Below are 22,001 nucleotides of genomic sequence, written 5' to 3'. Positions count from 1 at the left end.
AGAACGGATTCCAATCATGTCCGCCGAAAAATCGCAGAATGTACAGGATGTGTTCCTCAACTACATCCGCAAGAACAAGACGCCCGTCACCATCTTCCTGGTCAACGGCGTGAAGCTTCAGGGTATCGTCACCTGGTTCGACAACTTCTCGGTGCTGCTGCGCCGCGATGGCCATACCCAACTGGTGTACAAGCACGCCATCTCGACGGTGATGCCGTCGACCCCCATCTCTCTGTTCGAGCCTCCGATCAAGGAAAACGGCGAAGAATAGGTGGGAGAAACCGGTTCCACACAGGCGGCGCCCAGCCGCGCCATGGTGATCCACCCCGCCTTCAAGGGCGGGGAGGGGTCACGCCTGCCTGACGCCCGCCTGGCCGAAGCGGTCGGGCTGGCCGGGGCCATCGACCTCGACATCGTCGCCGCCGAGGCGGTCAACGTCGCCAAGGTCCGCCCCGCCACCCTGATGGGCAAGGGCGCGGTGGAGCGGCTGGCCGAACTGGTCAAGGAGCGCGAGGTGGATCTGGCGGTGGTGGACGGCCACCTGTCGCCGGTGCAGCAACGCAACCTGGAAAAAGCCTGGGGCTGCAAGGTCATCGACCGCACCGGCCTGATTCTCGAGATTTTCGGCGCCCGCGCCCGGACCCGCGAGGGCACGCTGCAGGTGGAACTGGCGGCGCTCAGCTACCAGCGCTCGCGACTGGTGCGCTCGTGGACCCATCTGGAGCGCCAGCGGGGCGGCTTCGGCTTCCTGGGCGGCCCCGGCGAGACCCAGATCGAGGCCGACCGCCGCATGATCGGCGAGCGCATCGTCAAGCTGGAACGCGAGCTGGAAGACGTCAAGCGCACCCGCGAACTGCACCGCAAGGCGCGGCGCAAGGTGCCTTATCCCATCGTCGCCCTGGTGGGCTATACCAATGCCGGCAAGTCCACGCTGTTCAACCAGCTGACCCGGGCCGAGGTCATGGCCAAGGACATGCTGTTCGCCACGCTGGACCCCACCATGCGCACCCTGGTGCTGCCGTCGGGGCGCAAGATCATCCTGTCGGACACCGTGGGCTTCATCTCCGACCTGCCGCACGAGCTGGTCGCCGCCTTCCGCGCCACCCTGGAGGAAGTGCTGGAGGCCGACGTTGTGGTGCATGTGCGCGACGTCTCCCATCCCGACACCGAGGCCCAGGCCGCCGACGTGGACACCGTGCTGCGCGAGCTGGGACTGTCCGAGGTGGTGGACCGCGGGCTGGTGGAGGCGCTGAACAAGATCGACCTTCTGGACGGGCCGGGGCGCGAGGAGGTTCTCAACCAGGCCAAGCGCCGCAACGGCGCCATGGCGCTGTCGGCGGTGACCGGCGAAGGGGTCGACGACCTGCTGGCCGAGCTGGACCGCCGCCTGGGCGCGGCGCGCGAAACCCTGGACGTGGCGCTGCCCCTGTCCGACGGCGCCTCCATCGCCTGGCTCTACAGCCATGGCGAGGTGGTGGCGCGGCGCGACGACGAGGCCCAGGCCTTCATGCGGGTCAAGCTCGACCCCGCCGACGTCAAGCGCTTTCACCAGCGCAAGGCCGGGGGCAGGGGGGCATGATGGATTTCGACAAGGTGGCCTCCATCATCCGGGAAGCGGCGGCCGAGGAAATCCTGCCCCGCTTCAACCATCTGTCGGCCGGGCAGATCCGTGAGAAGCGGCCGGGCGAACTGGTCACCGAGGCCGATACCGAGGCCGAGCGGGTGATGACCCGCCGGCTGCGCGACCTGATCCCCGGCTCCAATGTGGTGGGCGAGGAGGCGGTGGCCGCCGATCCCGCTTTGCTCAAGGCGCTGGAACAGGATGGAGCCGTCTGGATCATCGATCCGGTGGACGGCACCGGCAATTTCGCCAAGGGCAATCCCCGCTTCGCCGTGATCGTTGCCCTGGTGCGCGACGGGGTGACCGTGGGGGGGTGGATATTCGATCCCCTGGGCGAGCGGATGATCGTTGCTGAACTGGGGGGCGGGGCCCGGCTGGGAGCGGAGTGTCTGGCCGTGCTGCCCACCGCGCCGCTGGCCGATCTCACCGGTTCGGTCAAGCGTTCGGGACGGCTGGCCTCAATGGTGGCCAAATGCACCCGCAAGGGCAGCGCCGCCCACGATTATATGGATCTGGTAACGGGCAAGCTGCACTTCGCCCATTACAACCGCCTGATGCCCTGGGACCACGCCGCCGGGGTGCTGATCCACGCCGAATCCGGCGGTTATGCGGCGCTGACCAGCGGGATGCCTTATCGCCCCAGGGCGCAAGAGGGCAGCCTGCTGCTGGCCCCCACCGCCGGGACCTGGACATCGCTGCAGGCGGTGATCGAGTAGGGGCTGTCTGAATTTGGTGTGATCGCTTTTCCATTTCGTCGCCCTCGGGCTTGACCCGAGGGGCCATGACGGTCATTGGAGTGAGTCTGCTCCTAACCCGACCGCAGGGTCCTGACCGCCGCGTCGCGCTCGAAGAGATAAAGCAGGACGCGCAGCGCCTCGCCGCGCGGGCTGGACAGCTCCGGGTCACGTTCAAGGATCAGCCGCGCATCGTCGCGGGCGGCGGCCAGCAGATCGCCGTGGATGGCCAGATCGGCGAGGCGGAATTCGGGCAGGCCGCTCTGGCGGGTGCCCAGCATCTCGCCGCCGCCCCGAAGGCGCAGATCCTCCTCGGCGATTCTGAAGCCGTCCTCGGTGGCGCGCATGATCTCGAGCCTCGCCTTGGCCACTTCGCCCAGGGGATGGCCGTAAAGCAGCAGGCAGCGGGAGTCCTTGGTGCCGCGCCCGACCCGGCCGCGCAGCTGGTGCAGTTGGGCAAGGCCGAAGCGCTCGGCATGCTCGATGACCATGATGTTGGCGTCGGGCACGTCGACGCCAACCTCGATCACCGTGGTGGCCACCAGGATATCCAGGTGGCCTGCGGCGAACTCGGCCATCACCTTGTCCTTGAGGGTGGGTTTCATCTTGCCGTGGACGAGGCCGACCCGGTCGCCGAACACCTGGGAGAGATGGCGGTGGCGTTCCTCGGCCGCCGCCAGATCGGACGTCTCGGATTCCTCCACCAGCGGGCAGACCCAATAGGCCCGGGCGCCGGAGGCGATGGCGCGGCCGATGCCGGCCACCATCTCGTCCAGGCGGGCCAGCGGTACCACGCGGGTGTCGATGGGCTTCCTGCCCGGCGGCTTCTCGTCCAGGCGCGAGGCGTCCATGTCGCCATAGGCGGTGAGCAGCAAGGTGCGGGGAATGGGGGTGGCGGTCATCACCAGCATGTCCACCGCCAGCCCCTTGGCCGCCAGTTCCAGGCGCTGGTGCACGCCGAAGCGGTGCTGCTCGTCGATCACGGCGAGCGCCAGGTCCTTGAAGGCCACGTCCTCCTGGAACAAGGCGTGGGTGCCGAGCAGAATATGAATCTCGCCCGAGGCCAGCCCGTCGAGGACCGCCTGACGGGCCTTGCCCTTGTCGCGCCCGGTGAGCAAAGCGACCTTGAGGCCCGCCGCCTCGGCCAAAGGCGCGATGCCGGCGTAATGCTGGCGGGCCAGGATTTCGGTGGGCGCCATCATGGCCGCCTGGGCCCCGGCCTCCACGGCGGTGAGCATGGCGAGCAGCGCCACCACCGTCTTGCCGCTGCCCACATCACCCTGAAGCAGGCGCAGCATGCGCAGGGGCTGGGCCATGTCGGCGTCGATCTCGGCCAGCGAGCGGCTTTGCGCCCCGGTCAGGGTATAGGGCAGGGCGGCCATCACCTTGGCGCGCAAGCTGCCGTCGCCCGCCAGGGCGCGGCCCTTGAGCTTTCGCATCTGGGCGCGGACCATGGCCAGAGCCAGCTGGTTGGCCAGCAATTCGTCGAAGGCCAGACGCCGGCGGGCCGGGGTGTCGCCGGTGGCGGCCCGCTCGTCCTCGGGATGGTGGAGCTGGTTAAGGGAGGTGCGCCAGTCGGGCCAGTTCTGGCGTGCCAGCCAGTGGGGCTCCTGCCATTCCGGCAAGTCCGGGGCCTTGGCGACGGCCGCCGCCACCGTCTTGGCCACGGCGCGGCCCGTCAGCCCGGCGGTCAGCCCGTAGACCGGCTCGACCGCCATGACCTGGGCGATCTGGTCCAGGGGCACGATGTGGTCGGGGTGGCTGATCTGGATCTCGTTGTTGAAATGCTCGACCTGGCCGCTGACCACCCGAATCTCGCCCTCGGGCAATTGTTTTCTCAGCCAGTCCTCGCGCCCGTGGAAGAACACCAGATGCAGGAAGCCGGTCTCGTCGCCAAGGCGCACCCGGTAGGGGCGCTTCGGGGACGAGGAGGGGAAATGGGCGTCCACCCTAAGCGTCAGGGTGGCGATCTTGCCGTGGGGGGCGTCGGCCACCTTGGGCGCGAAGCGGCGGTCGATGACGCCGGTGGGCAGGTGCCACAAGAGGTCCAGAACCTTGTCGCCCACCAGCCGCTGATACAAGGGCGCAAGGCGCGGCCCGATGCCGGGCAGGCTGGTCACCGGGGCGAAGAGGGGAAACAGAACCTGGGGGCGCATGGCGGGCTGACATTCGGGTCTCGAGGGGCTATATCCTAGTCGGCTCCGAAACCGACGCAATGCCGGATGCAATGGATCAAGATCGACGCAAGCGCCTGATGTTCCGTGCCCACCACATGGGCTCCAACGAGAACGACATCCTGTTCGGCGGTTTTGCCGCCAAGTATCTGGAAACCTTGACCGCCGAGCAGGCCGAGCGGTTCGAATCCCTGATCGCCGAGAACGATTCCGACCTGTTCAACTGGGTCACCGGCAAGGAAGACGTGCCCGAACATCTCGACCACGACGTCATGGCGATGATGAAGAAATTCGTTAAGAGCGAAGCCGCACCGATTTGAAAAACCTGGATAAACTTATCACTGAGCCCGGGCGCCGCAAGGTCGCCGGCGCGCCGGAAGGGCGCGACGCCCTGCTGCTGGCCGAACTGGCGGCGGCACCGCAAGCCACCGGCGGCATACTGCACGTGGCCCGCGACGAGGGCCGCATGGCAAGGGTGGCCGAGGCGCTGTCCTTCTTCGCCCCCGACCTTTGCGTCCTGGAATTTCCCGCCTGGGATTGCGTGCCCTATGACCGCGTGTCGCCCAACGTGGACGTGGTGGCGCGGCGCATCGACACGTTGGCCCGGCTCGCCGACGGGGTGAAGGGCTCCTTCGTGGTGCTGACCACCGTTCCCGCCCTGGCCCAAAGGGTGCCGCCCCGGGAAGCCCTGGCCCAGGCGACGCTCGACGCCCGCAAGGGGTCTCGTCTGTCCATGGACAAGCTGACGGCCTTTCTGTCGAAGAACGGCTATGTCCGCGCCGACACGGTGATGGAGCCCGGCGAATACGCGGTGCGCGGCGGCATCATCGACCTGTTCCCGCCCGGCTCGGCCGAGCCGCTTCGCCTCGACTTCTTCGGCGACGAGATCGACAGCGTGCGGTCCTTCGATCCCATGAGCCAGCGCACCACCGGCAATGTGGAGGGCTTCGTGTGCCGCCCGGTGGCGGAACTGGGCCTGGACGAGGCTTCCATCGCCCGCTTCCGCGCCAATTACCGCGAGATGTTCGGGGTGGTGCAGGGGCCGGACCCGCTGTACGAGGCCATCTCGGAGGGCATCCGCTTCAACGGTATGGAGCATTGGCTGCCGCTGTTCCATGACGGCCTCGACACAATGTTCGCCTATGTGCCGGATGCTGTGGTGGTGCTGGACCACCAGTCGGACGAGGCGTTGACCGCCCGCCATGCCCTGGTGCTGGAATATTTCGACGCCCGTGCCGGGCTGGCGGGATCGGGCCTCACCGAATCCGGCATGGTCTACCATCCCATTCCGCCCGAACGGCTTTATCTCGAACGTCCCGAATGGGACCGGCTGCTGGGCATGCGCCCCGTTCTCCACCTGTCGCCCTTCGATCCGGTGGAGGAGACCGAGGCCGATGCCGGCGGGCGGCTGGGCCGCGACTTCGCTGATCAGCGGGCCCGGCCGGGAATCAACGTCTACGACTGCGTGCGCGAACACGCCGAGGAACAGGCCAAGGCCGGCCGCCGGCTGGTGATCGCCGCCTGGACCCAGGGCTCGCGCGATCGCCTCGCCGGGGTGCTGAAGGACCACGGCATCAAGGGTATCGAGCCGGTGGAGAGCTGGGCCGAGGCCCGGGCCCTGGACAAGGGGCGGGTGGCGGCCGCCGTTCTCGGCCTCGATCACGGCTTCACCACGCCCGATCTGGCCGTGGTCACCGAGCAGGACATCCTGGGCGACCGTCTGGCCCGGCCCGCCCGCAAGAAGAAAAAGGGCGCCCAGTTCATCGCCGAAGCCTCGGCGCTCGCCGAAGGCGATCTGGTGGTGCACGTCGAGCACGGCATCGGCCGCTATGACGGTCTGGTGGCCGTCGAGGTGTCGGGCGCCCCCCATGATTGCCTGCGGGTGATCTATGACGGCGGCGACAAGCTGTTCGTGCCGGTGGAAAACATCGACGTGCTGACCCGCTTCGGCTCGGAGCAGGCCGGCGTGTCCCTGGACAAGCTGGGCGGCACGGCGTGGCAGGCCAGGAAGGCCAAGCTCAAGAAACGCATCCGCGACATCGCCGACCAGCTGATCGGCATCGCCGCCCAGCGCAAGATGCGCCAGGGCGAGGCGCTGACCCCGGCCGAGGGGCTGTACGACGAGTTCTGCGCCCGTTTCCCCTTCGCCGAAACCGACGACCAGCTGCGCGCCATCGAGGATTCCATCGCCGATCTGGCGAGCGGCAAGCCCATGGACCGCCTGATCTGCGGCGACGTGGGATTCGGCAAGACCGAGGTGGCCTTGCGCGTCGCCTTCGTGGCGGCGTTGCAAGGCCTTCAGGTGGCCGTGGTGGTGCCCACCACGCTGCTGGCCCGCCAGCATTACCGCACCTTCAAGGAGCGTTTCGCCGGCCTGCCGGTGCGCGTCGAGCAGCTGTCCCGGCTGGTGACCGCCAAGAAGGCGTCCGAGGTCAAGGCCGGCATCACCGACGGCTCGGTGGACATCGTGGTCGGCACCCATGCGCTGCTGGCCAAGGGAATCGGCTTCAAGCGCCTGGGGCTGTTGATCATCGACGAGGAGCAGCATTTCGGCGTCGCCCACAAGGAGCGGCTGAAGCAGCTGAAATCCGACGTCCACGTTCTTACGCTCACCGCCACGCCCATTCCCCGCACGCTGCAGATGGCCCTGTCGGGGGTGAAGGAGATGAGCGTCATCGCCACGCCGCCGGTGGACCGCCTCGCCGTGCGCACCTTCGTGCTGCCCTATGATCCGGTGGTGCTGCGCGAAGCCATCCTGCGTGAGCGGTACCGGGGCGGGCAGGTGTTCTATGTCTGCCCGCGTCTGGCCGATATCGACCGGGTGGCCGAACGCCTCGCCAAGCTGGTGCCCGAGGTCAAGACCGCCGTGGCCCATGGCCGTCTGGCGCCCGCCGATCTGGAAGAGGTGATGGTGGCCTTCGGCGACAAGCAGTACGACGTGCTGCTGTCCACCAACATCATCGAATCCGGCATCGACATGCCATCCGTCAATACCCTGATCATCCACCGCGCCGACATGTTCGGCCTGGGCCAGCTTTACCAGCTGCGCGGACGGGTGGGGCGCTCCAAGACCCGTGGCTACGCTTATTTCACCCTGCCCAACGACAAGGTGCTGTCCAAGGCGGCGGAAAAGCGGCTTCAGGTCATGCAGGCGCTGGACACCCTGGGGGCCGGGTTCCAGCTGGCCAGCCACGATCTCGACATCCGGGGCGCCGGCAATCTGCTGGGCGAGGAGCAGTCGGGCCATATCCGCGAAGTGGGTATCGAGCTCTACCAGCAGCTTCTGGAAGAGGCCGTGGCCGCCGCCAAGGGCGGGCAGGGGGGCGAGGCGGCCGAGGAATGGTCGCCGCAGATCGGCGTCGGCACCCCGGTGCTGATCCCCGAGACCTATGTGGCCGACCTGTCGGTGCGCCTGTCGCTCTATCGCCGCATCGGCTCGCTTGCCGATCAGGCGGAGATCGAGGCCCTGGCCGCCGAGCTCATCGACCGCTTCGGCAAGCTGCCGCCCGAGGTGGAGAACCTGCTGGAAGTGGTCGCCATCAAGGCCTTGTGCAAGCTGGCCGGCATCGACAAGGTGGATTCGGGGCCCAAGGGCGCCGTGGTCTCCTTGCGCGGCAACGTCTTTGCCAACCCGGCCGCCCTGGTGCAGTTCATCGCGCGCTCCGCCGGCACCTGCAAGATCCGTCCCGACCACAAGATCGTCTTCCTGCGCGCCTGGGAGGACCCCAAGGAGCGGATTATCGGCCTGCGCAAGGTCATCGGCAAACTGGCGGAATTGGCAGCCGCCTGAAAATCGGATATAGCGCTAGGTCCGCCTTTAGGAACTGACATGAAATATCCCACACCCCCCACCGTCATTCCCCTGGAAAACATCCTTCCCGACGAGCCCCTGCTGATGATGGGCGCCGGACCGGTGCCGATTCCGGTCAAGGTGGCCATGGCCAACTCGCTGATCATCAACCACCTGGGCGACACCATGAACGCGGTGATCGAACAGGTGAAGACCATGGGCCGCTACGTCTTCCAGACCGATTCGCCCCATGTGATGGGCGTGGCCGGCCCGGCCTCGGCCGCCATGGAAATGGCCATCGCCAATCTGGTGGAGCCGGGCACCAAGGTGCTGTCCATCTGCAACGGCCTGTTCTCGCGCCGCCTCGCCGAGATGGCCGGGCGGGTGGGGGGCGACGTCACCCGCCTTGACGCCCCCGAGAAGCGCGCCATCGCCGCCGAGGACGTGGAAAAGGCCCTGAAGACCGGCAAGTTCCAGATTCTGACCGTGGTGCAGGGCGAGACCTCCAACACGGTGTGGAATCGCGATCTGGTGGAAATCTGCCGCCTGGGCAAGCAATACGGCTGCCTCAACATCGTCGATGCCGTCTGCACTCTGTCCACCATGCCCATGGAAATGGACGAGTGGCGGGTGGACGCCATCATCACCGGCGGCCAGAAGGGCCTGTCCTCCATTCCCGGCGTGTCGCTGATCGCCTTCTCTGAAGAAGCCTTCGCCCGCCTGGAGAAGCGCAACAGCCCCATGGCCCACTGGTGCCTGGACGCCCGTCTGGCGCACCAGTTCTGGCACAACCACTCCTACCACTACACCGCCCCGGTATCGGGCATCCTGGCGCTGCACGAGGCGCTGCGCCTGATCGGCGAGGAGACCCTGCCGGGCCGCTTCCGCCGCCACGCCCAGTGCTCCAAGGCGCTGCAGAACGGCATCGAGGCCATGGGCCTGAAGCTGCTGATCGAGGAGGACTCGCGCCTGAATTCCGTGGTCGGCATCGAACTGCCTTCCCATGTGTCGGCCGATCAGGTCCGCCACATCATGAGTCAGGTCCACAAGGTGGAAATCTCCGGCGCCTTCGGCCTGCCCATCGTCCGCATCGGCCAGATGGGCGAGCAGTCCCGCGCGCCGAACCTGTTCCGCACGCTCCACGCGCTGGGCTCGGCCATGCGCGCCGCCGGCGGCAAGGTCGACATGCCCGGCGGCATGGCCGAACTGGAACGCAGTCTGGCGTCCGAGGTGCGGGGATAAAGACAGTCGATTTGCAGGAATAGCCGTGTCCCTATAACCCCATCGGGTTTCGAGAAATCCCTTCAACGGTTCGCCGCTGAAGGGATTTTTATTGGGAACTCCGTCCATGCCTCCACTCTGATCCAGATGTTCTCGGGATACCTGGAAGATCGGCGTGGGAGCGCTGATCGGTGCCGGTCGGGAGTTCGGTCCCCGGTGAGAGAAACACAGAGGCACTTAAGACACAGAGAAGGCACAAAGATAAAAATCGGGAGCAGCCTGCGTTAACTCAGACCATCATCTCGGCGTCATGGCCGGGCTCGACCCGGCCATCCACGTGGAACCGTTCGGCACAGTGCCAGGTGGAGCCACGTGGATGCCCGGAACAAGTCCGGGCATGACGAGAGCTTTTGGCTTGATGGTCAAAGAAAGCTGTCACCCTGAGCGTAGCGAAGGGCCTTTCAGGCATCCGCGTCAGCCGCTTCACGCTGAAAGATGCTTCGCTCCGCTCAGCATGACAGTCTCTTTCTCTCTGTGCCTCTGTGGTTTATTCCCACGCACCAAGAGACAACCGCATCCGCGCTCGAACCTACTTCCCCAACGCCCCCAGCCAGGGCGTCAGCGCAATCCGCGCCCGTTCGGCATAGAGCTTCTTGCGCTCGCGGCCCTTGACCCGGCGGCCTTTTTCGTCGCGCTCGGGCGGCGGGGGGAACAGGCCGAAATTGATGTTCATGGGCTGGTAGGTCTCGGCCTCGGCTCCGCCGGTGACATGGGCGAGCAGGGCGCCCAGGGCGGTGGTGGCCGGCGGGCGGAGCATCTCGGCGCCTCGCGCCTCGGCCGCCGCGAACAGACCGGCCAAGAGGCCGATGGCCGAGCTTTCCACATAGCCCTCGCACCCCGTGACCTGACCGGCCAGACGCAGCCGGGGCTGGGCCTTGAGCCGCAGGGTCTTATCCAGCACGCGGGGGCCGTTGACGAAGGTGTTGCGGTGCAGGCCGCCCAGGCGGGCGAACTCGGCGTTCTCCAGGCCGGGAATGGCGCGGAAGATGCGGGCCTGCTCGCCATGGCGCAGCTTGGTCTGGAAGCCCACCAGATTGTAAAGGGTGCCCAGCGCGTTGTCCTGGCGCAGTTGGACCACGGCGAAGGGTTTTGGCCCATTGGGATTGGTCAGGCCCACCGGCTTCATGGGGCCATAGGCCAGGGTGTCCTTGCCCCGTTCGGCCATCACCTCGATGGGCAGGCAGCCCTCGAAATAGGGGGTGTCCTTCTCCCACTCGTGGAACGGCACCTTCTCGCCGGTGATCAGGGCGTCGATGAAGGCGTAGTACTGATCCTTGTCCAGCGGACAGTTGATGTAGTCCGAACCGGTGCCCTTGTCGTAGCGGGACTGGAACCACGCCTTGGTGAAATCGATGCTGTCCTTGGTGACGATGGGGGCGATGGCGTCGAAGAAGGCCAGCGAATCCTCGCCCGTCACGCCCTTCAGCGCCTCGGCCATGGCGGGCGAGGTCAGCGGACCGGTGGCGATGACCACCTGTTCCCACTCCTCGGGCGGCAAGCCGGCCACTTCTTCGCGCACGATGGTGATGCGGGGGTGGGAGGTGAGAGCCGCCTGGACGCCCTGGGAAAAGCCGTCGCGGTCCACCGCCAGGGCACCGCCCGCCGGCACCTTGTGGGCGTCGGCTTGCGCCAGGATCAGCGAGCCGGCCCGGCGCATCTCTTCGTGCAGCAGGCCGACGGCGTTGTAATCGGCATCGTCCGAGCGCAACGAGTTGGAGCACACCAACTCGGCCAAGCCATCGGTCTGATGGGCCGGGGTGGTGCGCACCGGGCGCATTTCGTGGAGGATGACGGGGATATCGGCCTCGGCGAGCTGCCAGGCGGCTTCCGACCCGGCAAGCCCGCCGCCGATCACGTGAACGGTGCGGGTCATGGCCTCAGGGAGATAGAGGCTAAGGCGCCTCTTGTCCAGATGCTTTACCGGATGGGATTCATGGACGCCACCATGTGGGCCAGGAACTGGGCGCCGCCCGCCCCGGAAATGGCCGAGATGGACGAGGTGCCGGACACCGGCTTGGCGCCGCTGCCGTCGGCGGTGGCTTCCTTTTCCGCATCGGGCAGGTCCAGCGGGCCGTAGCCATAGGTGGACAGGGCCGAGGACGAGCCCGATTTCTCGATGGAATGGCTGCCGGCCTCTTCCTTCTTGTTGAGCAGGATATGAGAGGCGGTAGAGGTCAGGCTGATCATGTTCGTTCTCCGAGGAGAGTGTTCGCCTGTCCTGATGCAGCCTGCGTGCCAACAGCGGACCCAGCATTTCCGCCATTTTCGCAAAATCAGGTCGGCAGAATTTGCCGGAACGCCATGCGGCGAAAGGACATTCCTTCCCAGCAATGGATGGGGTATAAGCGTGCCCGAAGCCACCCCTTCGAGTGGGAAAGAGATACCCATGGCCAAGACCTATTACGTCGTCGGCGGCGAATATGCCGACACTTCCTTTACCGTCATCGCCCCCGGCCACACCGAGGAGCGCTTCGGCCCCTTCGAGGAGCAGGAGGCACATATCTGCTGGCGGGCGCTGACCGGCAAGTCGGTGGACAACGCCATGGTCCGCTACTTCATCCGCAGCACCGAGGACAGCGCCGCCGACCAGTGGTACGTGCTGGGCGGCGAATACGCCGACACCACCTTCCAGGAGGTCACCGAGGGCCGCAGCCTTGAAGTCCACGGCCCGTTCTCGCGCAAGGAAGCGCTGGACAAGTGGCGCGAGCTGACCGGCAAGTCGGTGGATTCGTGCCTCACCCGCTACGACCTGTTCACCGGTGAGGAACTGAAGCGCCGCAACGTCAAGATCTGACCCCTCTGGTCAAGGACCGGAGAAAGCGGTATTTCATTGCCGAATTCAGACAAAAGGGAGGTCGCACGTGTCCCATTACCCCAACAAGTACCACGCCTTCATCTGCACCCAGCGCCGCCCCGACGGGCATCCGCGCGGCTGCTGCACCAGCAAGGGCGGCGGTCAGCCCCTTTTCCAGCGACTGGCGGAGAAGGTGACCGAGATGAACCTGTGGGAAAAGGGCGTCAGCGTCGCCTCGTCCAGCTGCCTGGGCTTTTGCAAGTTCGGCCCGCTGATGGTGGTCTACCCCCAGGGCATCTGGTACAAGGCCGAGACGGTGGAAGACATCGACGAGATCGTCTCGTCGCACTTCGCCAACGACACGCCGGTCGAGCGCCTGATCGTCACGCCGTCGAAGGCGTAGGCCATTTCAAAGGCTTGGCAAAAACCCCTGATCCGAAAGGTCAGGGGTTTTTTTCTTCGATGAGGTCGGCGATCTTGCCCAGTCCGCTGGACAACAGGCGGTGGTCGCCTGAATCGGCCAGGACGCCCAGCAGCACCATGGCGTCGTCGCTGAACAGGCCCAGGGCGGCCATGGCGGCGGTGAAGCCATCGGCGGCCAGGGCATCCACCCCGGCGCGGAAGGCGCGGCGGCGTCCGCCCTTGGATTCGTGCTCCAGCAATTCGCCCAGCGCTTCGTCGGCGGGGACCTTGCGGTGAATCTGGAAGGCCAGGGCGCGCAGCAGGCGGACCTTGTCCTCGTTGTCGATGGTGTCTTGGCGGGCCATGGCGCGCACCTTGGGCCGCCTCCGGGCTCGAGTCAACGCTCGGCACGCCTCGACGGCCACATGCCCGGCATGCTAAACCGCCCGGCATGACCGATTCCAAGATCATCGACGCCCTGCTTCTGCCCTTCGAGCGCGACCTGCTGGCGTCTCCCGAACGCGCCTTCCTGATGCGCGCCGAGCCGCACGAGGCCCTGGGGGCTGAGTGGCGGCCGCGTCTGGTCTGCGAGCAGGGGTTCAAGCCCGCCTTCGACCGTCTGGTCCAGGCCGGGTTCCAGACCGTGGCGCGGCTGGACGGCCGGTTTTCCACCGGGCTGGTGCTGCTGACCAAGCACAAGGCCGAGAACCGGGCCAACATGGCGCGGGCCTGGGATTTGCTGGAGCCCGGCGGCGTGCTGGTGTGCTGCGGCGCCAACGCCTTAGGCGCGGCCAGCCACGAGCGCGAGGTGGAAAGGGTCTTCGGCCTGGCCGGATCGCTGTCCAAGCATCAGGCCCGCACCTTCTGGATGGTGAAGGGCGGGCAGACAGCCCCGGCCGAATGGCTCGACGCGGCAAGGCCCAGGCCGGTGGAGGGCTGCAATCTCGTCGCCCGCGCCGGCTGCTTCAGCGCAGAGCATGTGGACAAGGGCTCGGCCCTGCTGCTCGATTGCCTGCCCGAAGGATTGGCAGGACGGGGAGCCGATCTGGGGGCGGGGTGGGGATACCTGTCCGCCGAGATGCTGCGCCGCTTCCCGGATATCACCGCTATCGACCTGTTCGAGGCGGAGGCTCTGGCGCTGGAGGATGCGCGCGCCAATCTGGCCGGCGACGGGCGGGCGGCGTTCCACTGGCTGGACGTGGGCGCCGGACTGCCCAAATGCGAGCCCTACGACTGGATCGTCAGCAATCCGCCCTTCCACGAGGGGCGCAAGGCCGATCCCGCCATCGGCCAAGGCTTCATCACGGCGGCCTGGAAGGCCATCCGCCGGCGCGGCAAGTTCGTGCTGGTGGCCAACCGCAGCCTGCCTTACGAGGCCGAACTACGCCGACGCTTCCGCGAGGTGACCCTGCTGCGCGAAGCCGATGGCTTCAAGGTCTATCTGGCGAGCAACCGCCATGACCGCTAGGCTCGACAAGCTTCTGGCCAATCTGGGCTATGGCAGCCGCCAGAACGTCCGCGCCATGATCAAGGACGGACGCGTCACCCTGGCCGACGGCTCCCCGTTGGACGAGGACGCCAAGGCGGCGCACGGCGATATCCGGGTGGATGGCGAGCCTTTGGACCCGCCGGCCGGTCTGGTGCTGATGCTGCACAAGCCCGAGGGCTACACCTGTTCCACCTCGGATTCCGGGCGCATCGTCTATGAATTGCTGCCCGGGCGCTTCATGCATCGCAATCCCATCATCGCGCCGGTGGGGCGTCTCGACCGCGACAGCACCGGCCTCTTGCTGCTGACCGATGACGGGAAGCTGGCCCATCGCATCACCTCGCCCAAGCGCCACGTGCCCAAGACCTACGAGGTTACCCTGGCCCGGCCGTTGACGGGCGAGGAGGGGGCGGTGTTCGCCTCCGGCTCCCTGATGCTGCGGTCCGAGACCACGCCGCTGGCCCCGGCCGAACTGGTGGCGACCGGTCCCCAGACGGCCCGCATCACCATCACCGAGGGCCGCTATCATCAGGTCAAGCGCATGTTCGCTGCCGTAGGCAATCATGTGGAGCGCCTGCATCGCGCCGCCATCGGCGGCCTTGCGCTCGGTGACCTGCCCGAGGGGCAGTGGCGGGGGCTCAGTCCGGACGAGATCGCCCTGGTGCTTGGGTCGTAAGGCTGTCCTTGATCAGGCCGAAGAAGATGCGGGGCTCGTCCGCTCCTTCATAGCGCCAGCCCAGGTGCAGATCACAGGCGCGGCAGGCGGCGAGACGCCAGAGATAGCCCCTGAACCAGGTGAACTGGCCGCTGGCGGCCCCCAGCGCGACGGCGCCCGGCGCTTGCCTGAAGCACAAGACCCGGAACACCATGCCGGCGGGATTGAAGAAGACGTGCTCGAACCCGCCGTTCATGGCCATTTCCCAGCGGCCCTTGGTCACCGGCGTGCCGCAGCGGGCGCAGAAATACTCGATATCCTTGTCCCAGGCCGTAACCTCGATGTCCTGGGAGGGGGCGTCGCGCGGCATGGTCAGTGATGGGGATTCTGGCCTTCGACGATGCGGTCCATCAGGGCGAGCAAGACGCCCGAGACCACGAAGGCCATGTGGATGCCGACCATCCAGGCAAGATTTTCCTTGTCCTGGCTTTCCACGTTCATGAAGGCTTTCAGCAGATGGATGCCCGAGATGGCGACGATGGACGCGATCAGCTTGAGCTTCAGCCCGCCGAAATCCACCTTGCCCATCCAGTCGGGCCGGTCCTCGTGGTCGCCGGTGTCGATCTTGGAGACGAAGTTTTCATAGCCGGCGAAGATCACCATCAGCAGCAGGTTGCCCGCCAGCGACATGTCGATCAGCGAAAGCACCATCAGGATGGTCTGGTTCTCGTTCATCTCCAGAACGTGGGGCACCAGATGGATCAGTTCCTGGCAGAACTTGACCAGCAGCATCACCAGCGAGACCACCAGCCCCAGATAGAAGGGGGCCATGATCCAGCGGCTGCGGAAGATCAGTTTTTCGAGAAAATGTTCCATGACCTCGACCTCGACACAGGTTGCCGACGCAACATGGTTGCGCCGGCGCCGTCTGTCAAACGTCAGGGGGTCAAGGACGCCCCCAGGATATGCTCGCTCTTGTGGACCACGTGGGCGCCCTTGCCGACGATCAGCGGGTCGGGCAGATGGACCAGGGAGTGGTCCTTGCCGGGATAGTCCAGCGAATTCAGGAAGTGGAGCATGCAGTTGAGGCGCGCCCGCTTCTTGTCGTCGGACTTGACGATGGTCCACGGCGCGTCGGCGGTGTCGGTGTAGAAGAACATCGCCTCTTTGGCCTCGGTGTAGTCGGCCCACTTGCCCAGCGACGCCTTGTCGATGGGCGACAGCTTCCACTGCTTCAAGGGGTCGCGTTCACGGGACTTGAAGCGGCGCAGTTGCTCGTCCTGGGTCACCGAGAACCAGTACTTGTAGAGCTTGATGCCGGACCGGACCAGCATGCGCTCCACCTCGGGCGTCTGGCGCATGAATTCCAGGTATTCGGCCGGAGTGCAAAAGCCCATCACCCGTTCGACGCCGGCCCGGTTGTACCAGGAACGGTCGAAGAACACCATTTCGCCCGAGGTGGGCAGGTGCTGGATATAGCGCTGGAAGAACCACTGGCCGCGCTCGACCTCGCTGGGCTTTTCCAGGGCGACCACCCGGGCGGCGCGGGGATTCAGGTGTTCCATGAAGCGCTTGATGGTGCCGCCCTTGCCGGCGGCGTCACGGCCTTCGAACAGCAGCACGAATTTCTGCCCGGTGTCGCGGGCCCACAGCTGGACCTTGAGCAGTTCCGCCTGCAGGGCGGCCTTCTTGGTCTCGTATTCGGCGCGGCCCAGGCGGCTTTTATAGGGATACTCGCCGGTCTCGAAGGCGTGGCGCACCGCTTCGGGGTCGTGACGCATTTCCGCCAGATCGTGCCGGGCCTGGGCGGCCGGGCTGAGCGGCTTGGCGGCCACCGGCTTCTTGCGGGCCGGGCGGATGGCGGGCTCCGTGGCGGCAACCGCAACCGTTACGCCCTCGGCTTTGATATCGTTCCCATCGTCGGCCATGTCGTCTCCCCGTAAAAGAACCCATCCTTGGAAATCCTAAGCCCTTTAGGGTTGTCAGGCCATGGTTTTCCGGGAAAGCCGATTCGGGGCGCGGCGATGGCCGACGCGGGACCGCAACGATCAGTCGGTGCGCTGGATCAGGTGGAAGCCGAACGGCGTCTCCACCACGTCGGACACCTCGCCCGACTTCAGCGCGAAGGCGGCCACCTCGAATTCCGGCACCATGGCGCCCTTGGGGAACTCGCCCAGATCGCCGCCATCCTCGCCCGAGGGACAGTCGGAATACTGCCGGGCCATCTGGCCGAAATCGGCGCCCTGAGCGATCTCGTCCTTGATGTTGTTGATCTCGGCCAGGGCCTCGTCCTTGGAGCGGGTGGCCTGGGAACGGGAGGAACCCTTGTACATCAGCAGGATGTGGGAGGCGCGGACGGTGGAAGACATGAAACTCTCCGAAAAAGGTGGACGGGCACTTTATACCAAAACTCGACGAGGTGGACTCGTCGAGTTTTGGCTAGGCCCAAGGGGCCGCGCGGCTTATGCCGCGGAAAGCCAAGCGTGGCGAAGGCACGCGCCCGGCGCTTGAGGGGCGTACAATCTACCGGCGCGGCTTCGCCAGTTCATGGATGAGGATGGCTGCGGTGGCGGCGACGTTGAGCGATTGGATGCGGCCCGAGCCGGGCAGGGTGACGATGTCGTCGCAGGCCGCCAGGGTGGCGGGAGGCAACCCATCCTCCTCGTTGCCGAGGATCAGGGCCACCGGCTTGCCCGGACGGTTCAGCACCTCGGCCACCGGCTTGCCCGAGCCTAAGGCAGTGCCGACGATCCGATGGGAATCCCTAAGACGTTTCAAAGCCGCAACGAATTTCCGGGTCTGAATCACTTCCACCCATTCCAGCCCGCCCTCGGAGACGCGCAAGGCCGCCTCGGACGGCCCGGCCTGGCCGGGATGGTCGGAGATCAAAAGGCGCTCCAGGCCGAAAAAGGCCATGGTCCGGGCGATGGCGCCCAGATTGTGGGGATTGCCGACGCCGTCCAGAACCAGCAACGGCTTGCCGTCCTTGGCCCATTGGTGGGCCTCGGCGGGGTCGAAGACGCGGATGGGCCGGGGCCTTGTCACCGCGATGATGCCGCCGTGCAGCGGCGAGCCCAGGATCCTGGTCAGCTCCTCGGTGGGCGCCATACGGTAGGGCTTGCGCGCCGCCGCCAGCGCCTTGCAGATCTCGGCCGCCGCGTCCTTCATGCGCTCGTCGTAGAACAGGCGCTCGACCCGGCCCGGATCATGGGCGAACAGCGCCTTGACCGCAGGCCAGCCCGCCACCTTCTCCGCTTCCGGGCTGATGGGGTCGGGTCGCCTCGGCGGCTGCTTCTTGTGCGGAAACGGCGCTCGTGCCATTGCTGGGCCTTTCGGGAAGAGTGGAACCGGTGTTGTGACTCGGCTGATCGTCTTCAACAAGCCTTATGACGTGCTGACCCAGTTCACCGACCGGGACGGCGGGCGGGCGACGCTCAAGGATTTCATCGACGTGCCCAGGGTCTATGCCGCCGGACGCCTCGACCGCGATTCGGAAGGATTGCTGGTGCTGACCGATTCGGGCCCGCTGGCGGCGCGCATCAGCGACCCTAAGCACAAGCTGGCCAAGACCTACTGGGCCCAGGTGGAAGGCATCCCCACCGAGGCCGATCTGGAAAAGCTGCGGTGCGGCGTGGTGCTGAACGACGGACCAACACTGCCCGCCGGGGCGCGGGCCATGGCCGAGCCGGACAATCTGTGGCCACGCGATCCGCCCATCCGCTACCGCGCCGCCATTCCCACCGCGTGGATCGAGCTGACCATCCGCGAGGGGCGCAACCGCCAGGTCCGGCGCATGACGGCGGCCATCGGCTTTCCCACGCTCCGCCTGATCCGCTGGGCGGTGGGGGAGTGGACGCTGGAGGGGCTCGAGCCCGGGAAATGGCGGGACGTTACGCTTCCGCCAGCACCGCGCCCAGGCTCCACACGGCCTCGTCCAAAAGCTCGCGGCTGATCACCAGGGGCGGCGCGAAGCGGATGGTGTTGCGGTGGGTGTCCTTGGTGAGGATGCCCCTGGCCGCCAGCCGGTCGCAGACCTCGCGCGCCTGGACGCGCTCGGCGTCGAACTCGATGCCGATGAACAGGCCGCGCCCCCGGATATCCTTGATCAGCGGGCTGTCCAGGGCGCGCAGGCGCTCCATCAGCCAGGGCCCCAGCTCGGCGGCGCGCTCGATCAGTCCATCGTCCACCAGCACCTGCAAGGCTTCCCGCCCCACCGCCGCGGCCAGGGGATTGCCGCCGAAGGTGGAGCCGTGGTCGCCGGGCCGGAACACGTCCATCAGTTCCGTCGTGCCCAGCAACAGCGACACCGGCAGCATGCCGCCGCCCAGCGCCTTGCCCAAAGTCACCGCGTCGGGCCTGACGCCGTCGTGCTCGCAAGCCAGCAGGCGGCCGGTGCGGCCCAGCCCGGTCTGAATCTCGTCGGCGATCAGCAGTACCCGCCTGCGGTCGCAAATCTGACGGCAGCGGGCGAGATAGCCCTCGGGCGGCACGATGATGCCGCCTTCGCCCTGGATGGGCTCCACCAGAAAAGCGGCGGTATCGCGGGTGATGGCCTTGTCCAGGGCATCCGCATCGCCGAAGGGCACAAGGTCGAAGCCACCGGGGAAGGGGCCGAAGCTCCGGCGGTACTGCTCCACCGTGGACATGCCGATTATGGCGATGGTCCGGCCGTGGAAATTGCCCTTTGCCGCGATGATGCGGGCCTGGCCTTCCGGCACGCCCTTGACCGTATAGGCCCATTTGCGCGCCGCCTTCAGCGCCGTTTCCACCGCCTCGGCCCCGGTGTTCATGGGCAGCGCCCTGTCCATGCCGGTCAAGCGGCAGGCCAGTTCGGCGAAGGGGCCGAGAGGCGTGGTGTGGAAGGCCCGCGAGATCACCGCCAGCTTGCTCGCCTGATCGGTCAGCGCCCGGACCAGACGGGGATGGCAATGACCGTGGCTGACGGCGGAATAGGCACCCATCATGTCGATGTAACGCCGGCCGGTCTCGTCCCAGACCAGGGCGCCTTCGCCCCGGACCAGCACCACCGGCAGGGGGTGGTAGTTGCTGGCGCACCACGTGTCCTCAAGCTCGATGGTGGCGGTCATGACGGTTCTCCCGGTTGCGCCGCCATGGCCAGAAGGGATTCCATCAGGGCGGCGGTCTTGCCCCCCACATCGTGGGGCGGGCTGAATTCGGCGATTTCCAGGGCGAGGCAGTTGGGCGAGGCCAGCAGAGGCCGCAAGGTTTCCAGCAACTCGGCGGCCGCAATGCCGCCCGGCACGGGCGAGCCCACCGCCGGGGCGTCCTTAGGATCGATGGCGTCGAGATCCAGCGTGACGCCGAACGGCCCGGAAGGCAGGGGCAGCGCGGCGGCAAGGCCCCGTGCCGTCACCTCCTCCATGCGGATGACCCGCAAGCCCGATCGGTGGGCGAAGGCGTCTTCCTCCCGCTCGAAGCTGCGCACCCCCACCAGGGTGACCTGGGAGGGCGTCAAGGGCGGGGCGGGGCAGGCCACACCGGCCAGCTGCGGATGGCAGCGGCCCAGCAGGCAGGCCAAGGGCATGCCGTGCAACGCGCCGGACGGGCTGGTGGAAGGATCGTGGCAATCCATGTGGGCGTCGATCCACAGCAGATCGAACCGGCCGGGCGGCGCCAGCGCGCGGCGCAGCCCGCTCCAGGTGCCCATGGCGATGGAATGGTCGCCGCCGATGACGATGGGAAAGCGGCCTTGGCTCCGGGCCCCGGCCACGGCTCCGGCCAGGGCGTCGCAGGCCTGGGCGACCACCGTGGCCGGCGAGGCGGGGGATGCGGCGACCGGCACATCATGCCAGGTGATGTCGGGCGAGCGGATGGCCAGACGGTCGAATACACCTGATTGTTTGAGGACTTCCGGCCCCCTGGCGCATCCCGGGTCGCGGGCGCCTTGTCCTATTCCGACGGCGATGATCGTGCAGCGACGAGTCATGGCGGCCTCCTGGGCCTGTCCCTCTTATCGCCCTCAGGCGCCGGGCGCCGCCCGTGGCGGCGTGGCTCCCGCGCCATAAGGCGCGCGGCCCCTTGGGCCTAGCAGAACCACGATGAGATATCATCCCGGTTCTGCATTGAATCATGTGAGGGGGATTGGCGGGCTTTGGAAGGGCTGCCCTGAAAATGCCCAGATTCCGTCCCGTTTGCCGCCATGATCGGCGGTCACTATCCGGACTCGAAGGCGATCGGCCTTCCACCCCAAGGACGGAACCATGATGAAAAGCAGCAACACCGCCGAAACGCAGCCCGCTTCCACCCAGGTCAAGGCCGAGGATGCGGAGGCGCTGCGCCGCCGGCGGGCTCAGATCGCCGCGTATATCTAGGAAAGAGTGGCCGGAGGCCCGGTCGCCTCGAAGGTCGTGGCCCAATCCGCGATCAGGGGCGACCCGGCAGCCGGCGTAAATCCGGCGTAAGACACCGCTTCGGCCGCATCCGTGGCCGGAGCGGCGCCGGCGATGCCGGTGGCGCCCAGGTCCTGGCGATCGGCCTGGCTCTTGACGGTGTCGGGAGAAATGGGGGAGGCGGCGGAAGTCTTGGCCGGAGAAGCAGGCTCCCAGCTGATCTCCACGCGGCGGGCGGCGGCGTCCTTGGACCCCTTCTTGCCGCCCTTGACCACACCCTGGCCCATGACTTCGACCCGAGCGGTGATGCCCAGCTTGCGCAGCTGGTCGGCCACGGCCTGGGCGCGCTTCTCGGACAGGGTCTTGTTGTAGGCGGCCTTGCCCGAGGCATCGGTGAAGCCCTGGACACGGATCACCGTGGGGGCCGCCGCTTTCAGCGACGGCGCCAAGCCCCACAGCACCTGCATGGTCGAGCCGGTGATGTCGGCCTTGCCATGATTGAAGTGGACCACCACCGGCGAGGGCGGCAGAGCCACGTCGTCCGTCGCTATCGTAGCGGCGGGCGGAGGAGGCGCTGTTACCGTCGGGGTTGAGGCAGTGGCCGGAGCCGCATTCGTGGTCGGCGCCATGGGTTCGGGCATGGCACAGGCCGACACCGCCGCCAGGGCGGAGAGCGCTGTGATGATGCGGATGAACCTCATGGGACGGACT

23 protein-coding genes are annotated in these 22,001 nt (G+C 66.8%); 11 read left to right on the top strand and 12 right to left on the bottom strand.

The window, feature by feature from the left end; translation table 11 throughout:
- Positions 1–16: 16 nt before the first annotated feature.
- The 3 genes from hfq to WV31_RS07805 are packed head-to-tail and all read left to right on the top strand — an operon-like array spanning position 17 to position 2,337.
- A complete protein-coding gene (hfq, locus tag WV31_RS07815; RefSeq protein ID WP_008617630.1) occupies positions 17–271 on the top strand; it encodes an RNA chaperone Hfq in 255 nt (84 codons plus the stop codon).
- Positions 272–1,579: a GTPase HflX gene (gene hflX / locus WV31_RS07810; RefSeq protein ID WP_085373029.1), complete on the top strand. Its 1,308-nt coding sequence runs from the start codon at positions 272–274 to the stop codon at positions 1,577–1,579.
- Positions 1,579–2,337 (top strand): inositol monophosphatase family protein, encoded by a 759-nt coding sequence (locus WV31_RS07805; RefSeq protein ID WP_085373028.1) that lies wholly within the window; start codon positions 1,579–1,581, stop codon positions 2,335–2,337. Before hflX ends, WV31_RS07805 begins: the two co-directional genes overlap by 1 nt.
- A gap of 92 nt (positions 2,338–2,429) precedes the next feature.
- Here WV31_RS07805 and recG read toward each other — a convergent pair whose 3' ends face one another.
- Positions 2,430–4,511 carry an ATP-dependent DNA helicase RecG gene (gene recG / locus WV31_RS07800; protein WP_085373027.1) on the bottom strand — a complete coding sequence of 694 codons (2,082 nt, stop codon included), beginning with the start codon at positions 4,509–4,511 and terminating at the stop codon, positions 2,430–2,432.
- Between the two features lie 71 nt (positions 4,512–4,582).
- Between recG and WV31_RS07795 the strand changes: the two genes are divergently transcribed.
- The 3 genes from WV31_RS07795 to WV31_RS07785 are packed head-to-tail and all read left to right on the top strand — an operon-like array spanning position 4,583 to position 9,561.
- Positions 4,583–4,849, top strand: a complete 267-nt coding sequence (locus WV31_RS07795) for an FAD assembly factor SdhE (RefSeq protein ID WP_168185874.1) — start codon at positions 4,583–4,585, stop codon at positions 4,847–4,849.
- The gene (mfd, locus tag WV31_RS07790) at positions 4,846–8,319 is read left to right on the top strand and encodes a transcription-repair coupling factor (RefSeq protein ID WP_085373026.1); all 3,474 of its coding nucleotides are present in this window, start codon (positions 4,846–4,848) and stop codon (positions 8,317–8,319) included. The genes WV31_RS07795 and mfd overlap by 4 nt, the downstream gene beginning before the upstream one ends.
- 39 nt (positions 8,320–8,358) lie before the next feature.
- The gene (locus WV31_RS07785; RefSeq protein WP_085373025.1) at positions 8,359–9,561 is read left to right on the top strand and encodes a pyridoxal-phosphate-dependent aminotransferase family protein; all 1,203 of its coding nucleotides are present in this window, start codon (positions 8,359–8,361) and stop codon (positions 9,559–9,561) included.
- A gap of 568 nt (positions 9,562–10,129) precedes the next feature.
- Here the strand turns inward: WV31_RS07785 and trmFO are convergent.
- Both trmFO and WV31_RS07775 read right to left on the bottom strand, forming a co-directional pair.
- Complete coding sequence (trmFO, locus tag WV31_RS07780) at positions 10,130–11,473, bottom strand: methylenetetrahydrofolate--tRNA-(uracil(54)-C(5))-methyltransferase (FADH(2)-oxidizing) TrmFO (RefSeq protein ID WP_085373024.1); 1,344 nt, start codon at positions 11,471–11,473, stop codon at positions 10,130–10,132.
- 44 nt (positions 11,474–11,517) lie between these two features.
- The gene (locus WV31_RS07775) at positions 11,518–11,787 is read right to left on the bottom strand and encodes a hypothetical protein (RefSeq protein ID WP_085373023.1); all 270 of its coding nucleotides are present in this window, start codon (positions 11,785–11,787) and stop codon (positions 11,518–11,520) included.
- 199 nt (positions 11,788–11,986) lie between these two features.
- On the opposite strand from WV31_RS07775, the gene WV31_RS07770 reads away from it, so the two are divergent.
- Positions 11,987–12,394 carry a DUF4170 domain-containing protein gene (locus tag WV31_RS07770; RefSeq protein ID WP_085373022.1) on the top strand — a complete coding sequence of 136 codons (408 nt, stop codon included), beginning with the start codon at positions 11,987–11,989 and terminating at the stop codon, positions 12,392–12,394.
- 67 nt (positions 12,395–12,461) lie between these two features.
- A complete protein-coding gene (locus tag WV31_RS07765; protein ID WP_085373021.1) occupies positions 12,462–12,797 on the top strand; it encodes a (2Fe-2S) ferredoxin domain-containing protein in 336 nt (111 codons plus the stop codon).
- Between the two features lie 40 nt (positions 12,798–12,837).
- Here WV31_RS07765 and WV31_RS07760 read toward each other — a convergent pair whose 3' ends face one another.
- On the bottom strand, positions 12,838–13,161 hold the full coding sequence (locus WV31_RS07760; protein ID WP_085373020.1) for a hypothetical protein: 324 nt from the start codon (positions 13,159–13,161) through the stop codon (positions 12,838–12,840).
- 86 nt (positions 13,162–13,247) lie between these two features.
- On the opposite strand from WV31_RS07760, the gene WV31_RS07755 reads away from it, so the two are divergent.
- Both WV31_RS07755 and WV31_RS07750 read left to right on the top strand, forming a co-directional pair.
- Positions 13,248–14,264: a class I SAM-dependent methyltransferase gene (locus WV31_RS07755; RefSeq protein ID WP_085373019.1), complete on the top strand. Its 1,017-nt coding sequence runs from the start codon at positions 13,248–13,250 to the stop codon at positions 14,262–14,264.
- Complete coding sequence (locus tag WV31_RS07750; protein WP_085373018.1) at positions 14,254–14,961, top strand: pseudouridine synthase; 708 nt, start codon at positions 14,254–14,256, stop codon at positions 14,959–14,961. The genes WV31_RS07755 and WV31_RS07750 overlap by 11 nt, the downstream gene beginning before the upstream one ends.
- Here the strand turns inward: WV31_RS07750 and WV31_RS07745 are convergent.
- The 5 genes from WV31_RS07745 to WV31_RS07725 form a co-directional block, all read right to left on the bottom strand.
- A complete protein-coding gene (locus WV31_RS07745; protein ID WP_085373017.1) occupies positions 14,924–15,310 on the bottom strand; it encodes a cereblon family protein in 387 nt (128 codons plus the stop codon). The two genes, WV31_RS07750 and WV31_RS07745, sit on opposite strands and share 38 nt — an antisense overlap.
- Positions 15,311–15,312: 2 nt before the next feature.
- On the bottom strand, positions 15,313–15,816 hold the full coding sequence (locus tag WV31_RS07740; RefSeq protein WP_085373016.1) for a TIGR00645 family protein: 504 nt from the start codon (positions 15,814–15,816) through the stop codon (positions 15,313–15,315).
- A 62-nt stretch (positions 15,817–15,878) separates the two neighbouring features.
- A complete protein-coding gene (ppk2, locus tag WV31_RS07735) occupies positions 15,879–16,868 on the bottom strand; it encodes a polyphosphate kinase 2 (protein ID WP_085373015.1) in 990 nt (329 codons plus the stop codon).
- A 120-nt stretch (positions 16,869–16,988) separates the two neighbouring features.
- Positions 16,989–17,309, bottom strand: coding sequence for a peptidylprolyl isomerase (locus tag WV31_RS07730; protein ID WP_068434694.1), 321 nt, complete (start codon positions 17,307–17,309; stop codon positions 16,989–16,991).
- 154 nt (positions 17,310–17,463) lie between these two features.
- Positions 17,464–18,261 carry a TrmH family RNA methyltransferase gene (locus tag WV31_RS07725; RefSeq protein WP_085373014.1) on the bottom strand — a complete coding sequence of 266 codons (798 nt, stop codon included), beginning with the start codon at positions 18,259–18,261 and terminating at the stop codon, positions 17,464–17,466.
- Between the two features lie 34 nt (positions 18,262–18,295).
- Between WV31_RS07725 and WV31_RS07720 the strand changes: the two genes are divergently transcribed.
- Positions 18,296–18,892 (top strand): pseudouridine synthase, encoded by a 597-nt coding sequence (locus WV31_RS07720; RefSeq protein WP_085373013.1) that lies wholly within the window; start codon positions 18,296–18,298, stop codon positions 18,890–18,892.
- Here the strand turns inward: WV31_RS07720 and rocD are convergent.
- The 3 genes from rocD to WV31_RS07705 form a co-directional block, all read right to left on the bottom strand.
- Positions 18,831–20,027 carry an ornithine--oxo-acid transaminase gene (gene rocD / locus WV31_RS07715; protein ID WP_085373012.1) on the bottom strand — a complete coding sequence of 399 codons (1,197 nt, stop codon included), beginning with the start codon at positions 20,025–20,027 and terminating at the stop codon, positions 18,831–18,833. The two genes, WV31_RS07720 and rocD, sit on opposite strands and share 62 nt — an antisense overlap.
- Positions 20,024–20,887 carry an arginase gene (locus tag WV31_RS07710; RefSeq protein WP_085373011.1) on the bottom strand — a complete coding sequence of 288 codons (864 nt, stop codon included), beginning with the start codon at positions 20,885–20,887 and terminating at the stop codon, positions 20,024–20,026. Before WV31_RS07710 ends, rocD begins: the two co-directional genes overlap by 4 nt.
- Positions 20,888–21,268: 381 nt before the next feature.
- Complete coding sequence (locus WV31_RS07705; protein WP_085373010.1) at positions 21,269–21,991, bottom strand: OmpA family protein; 723 nt, start codon at positions 21,989–21,991, stop codon at positions 21,269–21,271.
- Positions 21,992–22,001 lie beyond the last annotated feature (10 nt).

Source organism: Magnetospirillum sp. ME-1 (assembly GCF_002105535.1).
Taxonomy (GTDB): domain Bacteria; phylum Pseudomonadota; class Alphaproteobacteria; order Rhodospirillales; family Magnetospirillaceae; genus Phaeospirillum.
This window is presented reverse-complemented; position numbering and strand designations above follow the sequence as displayed.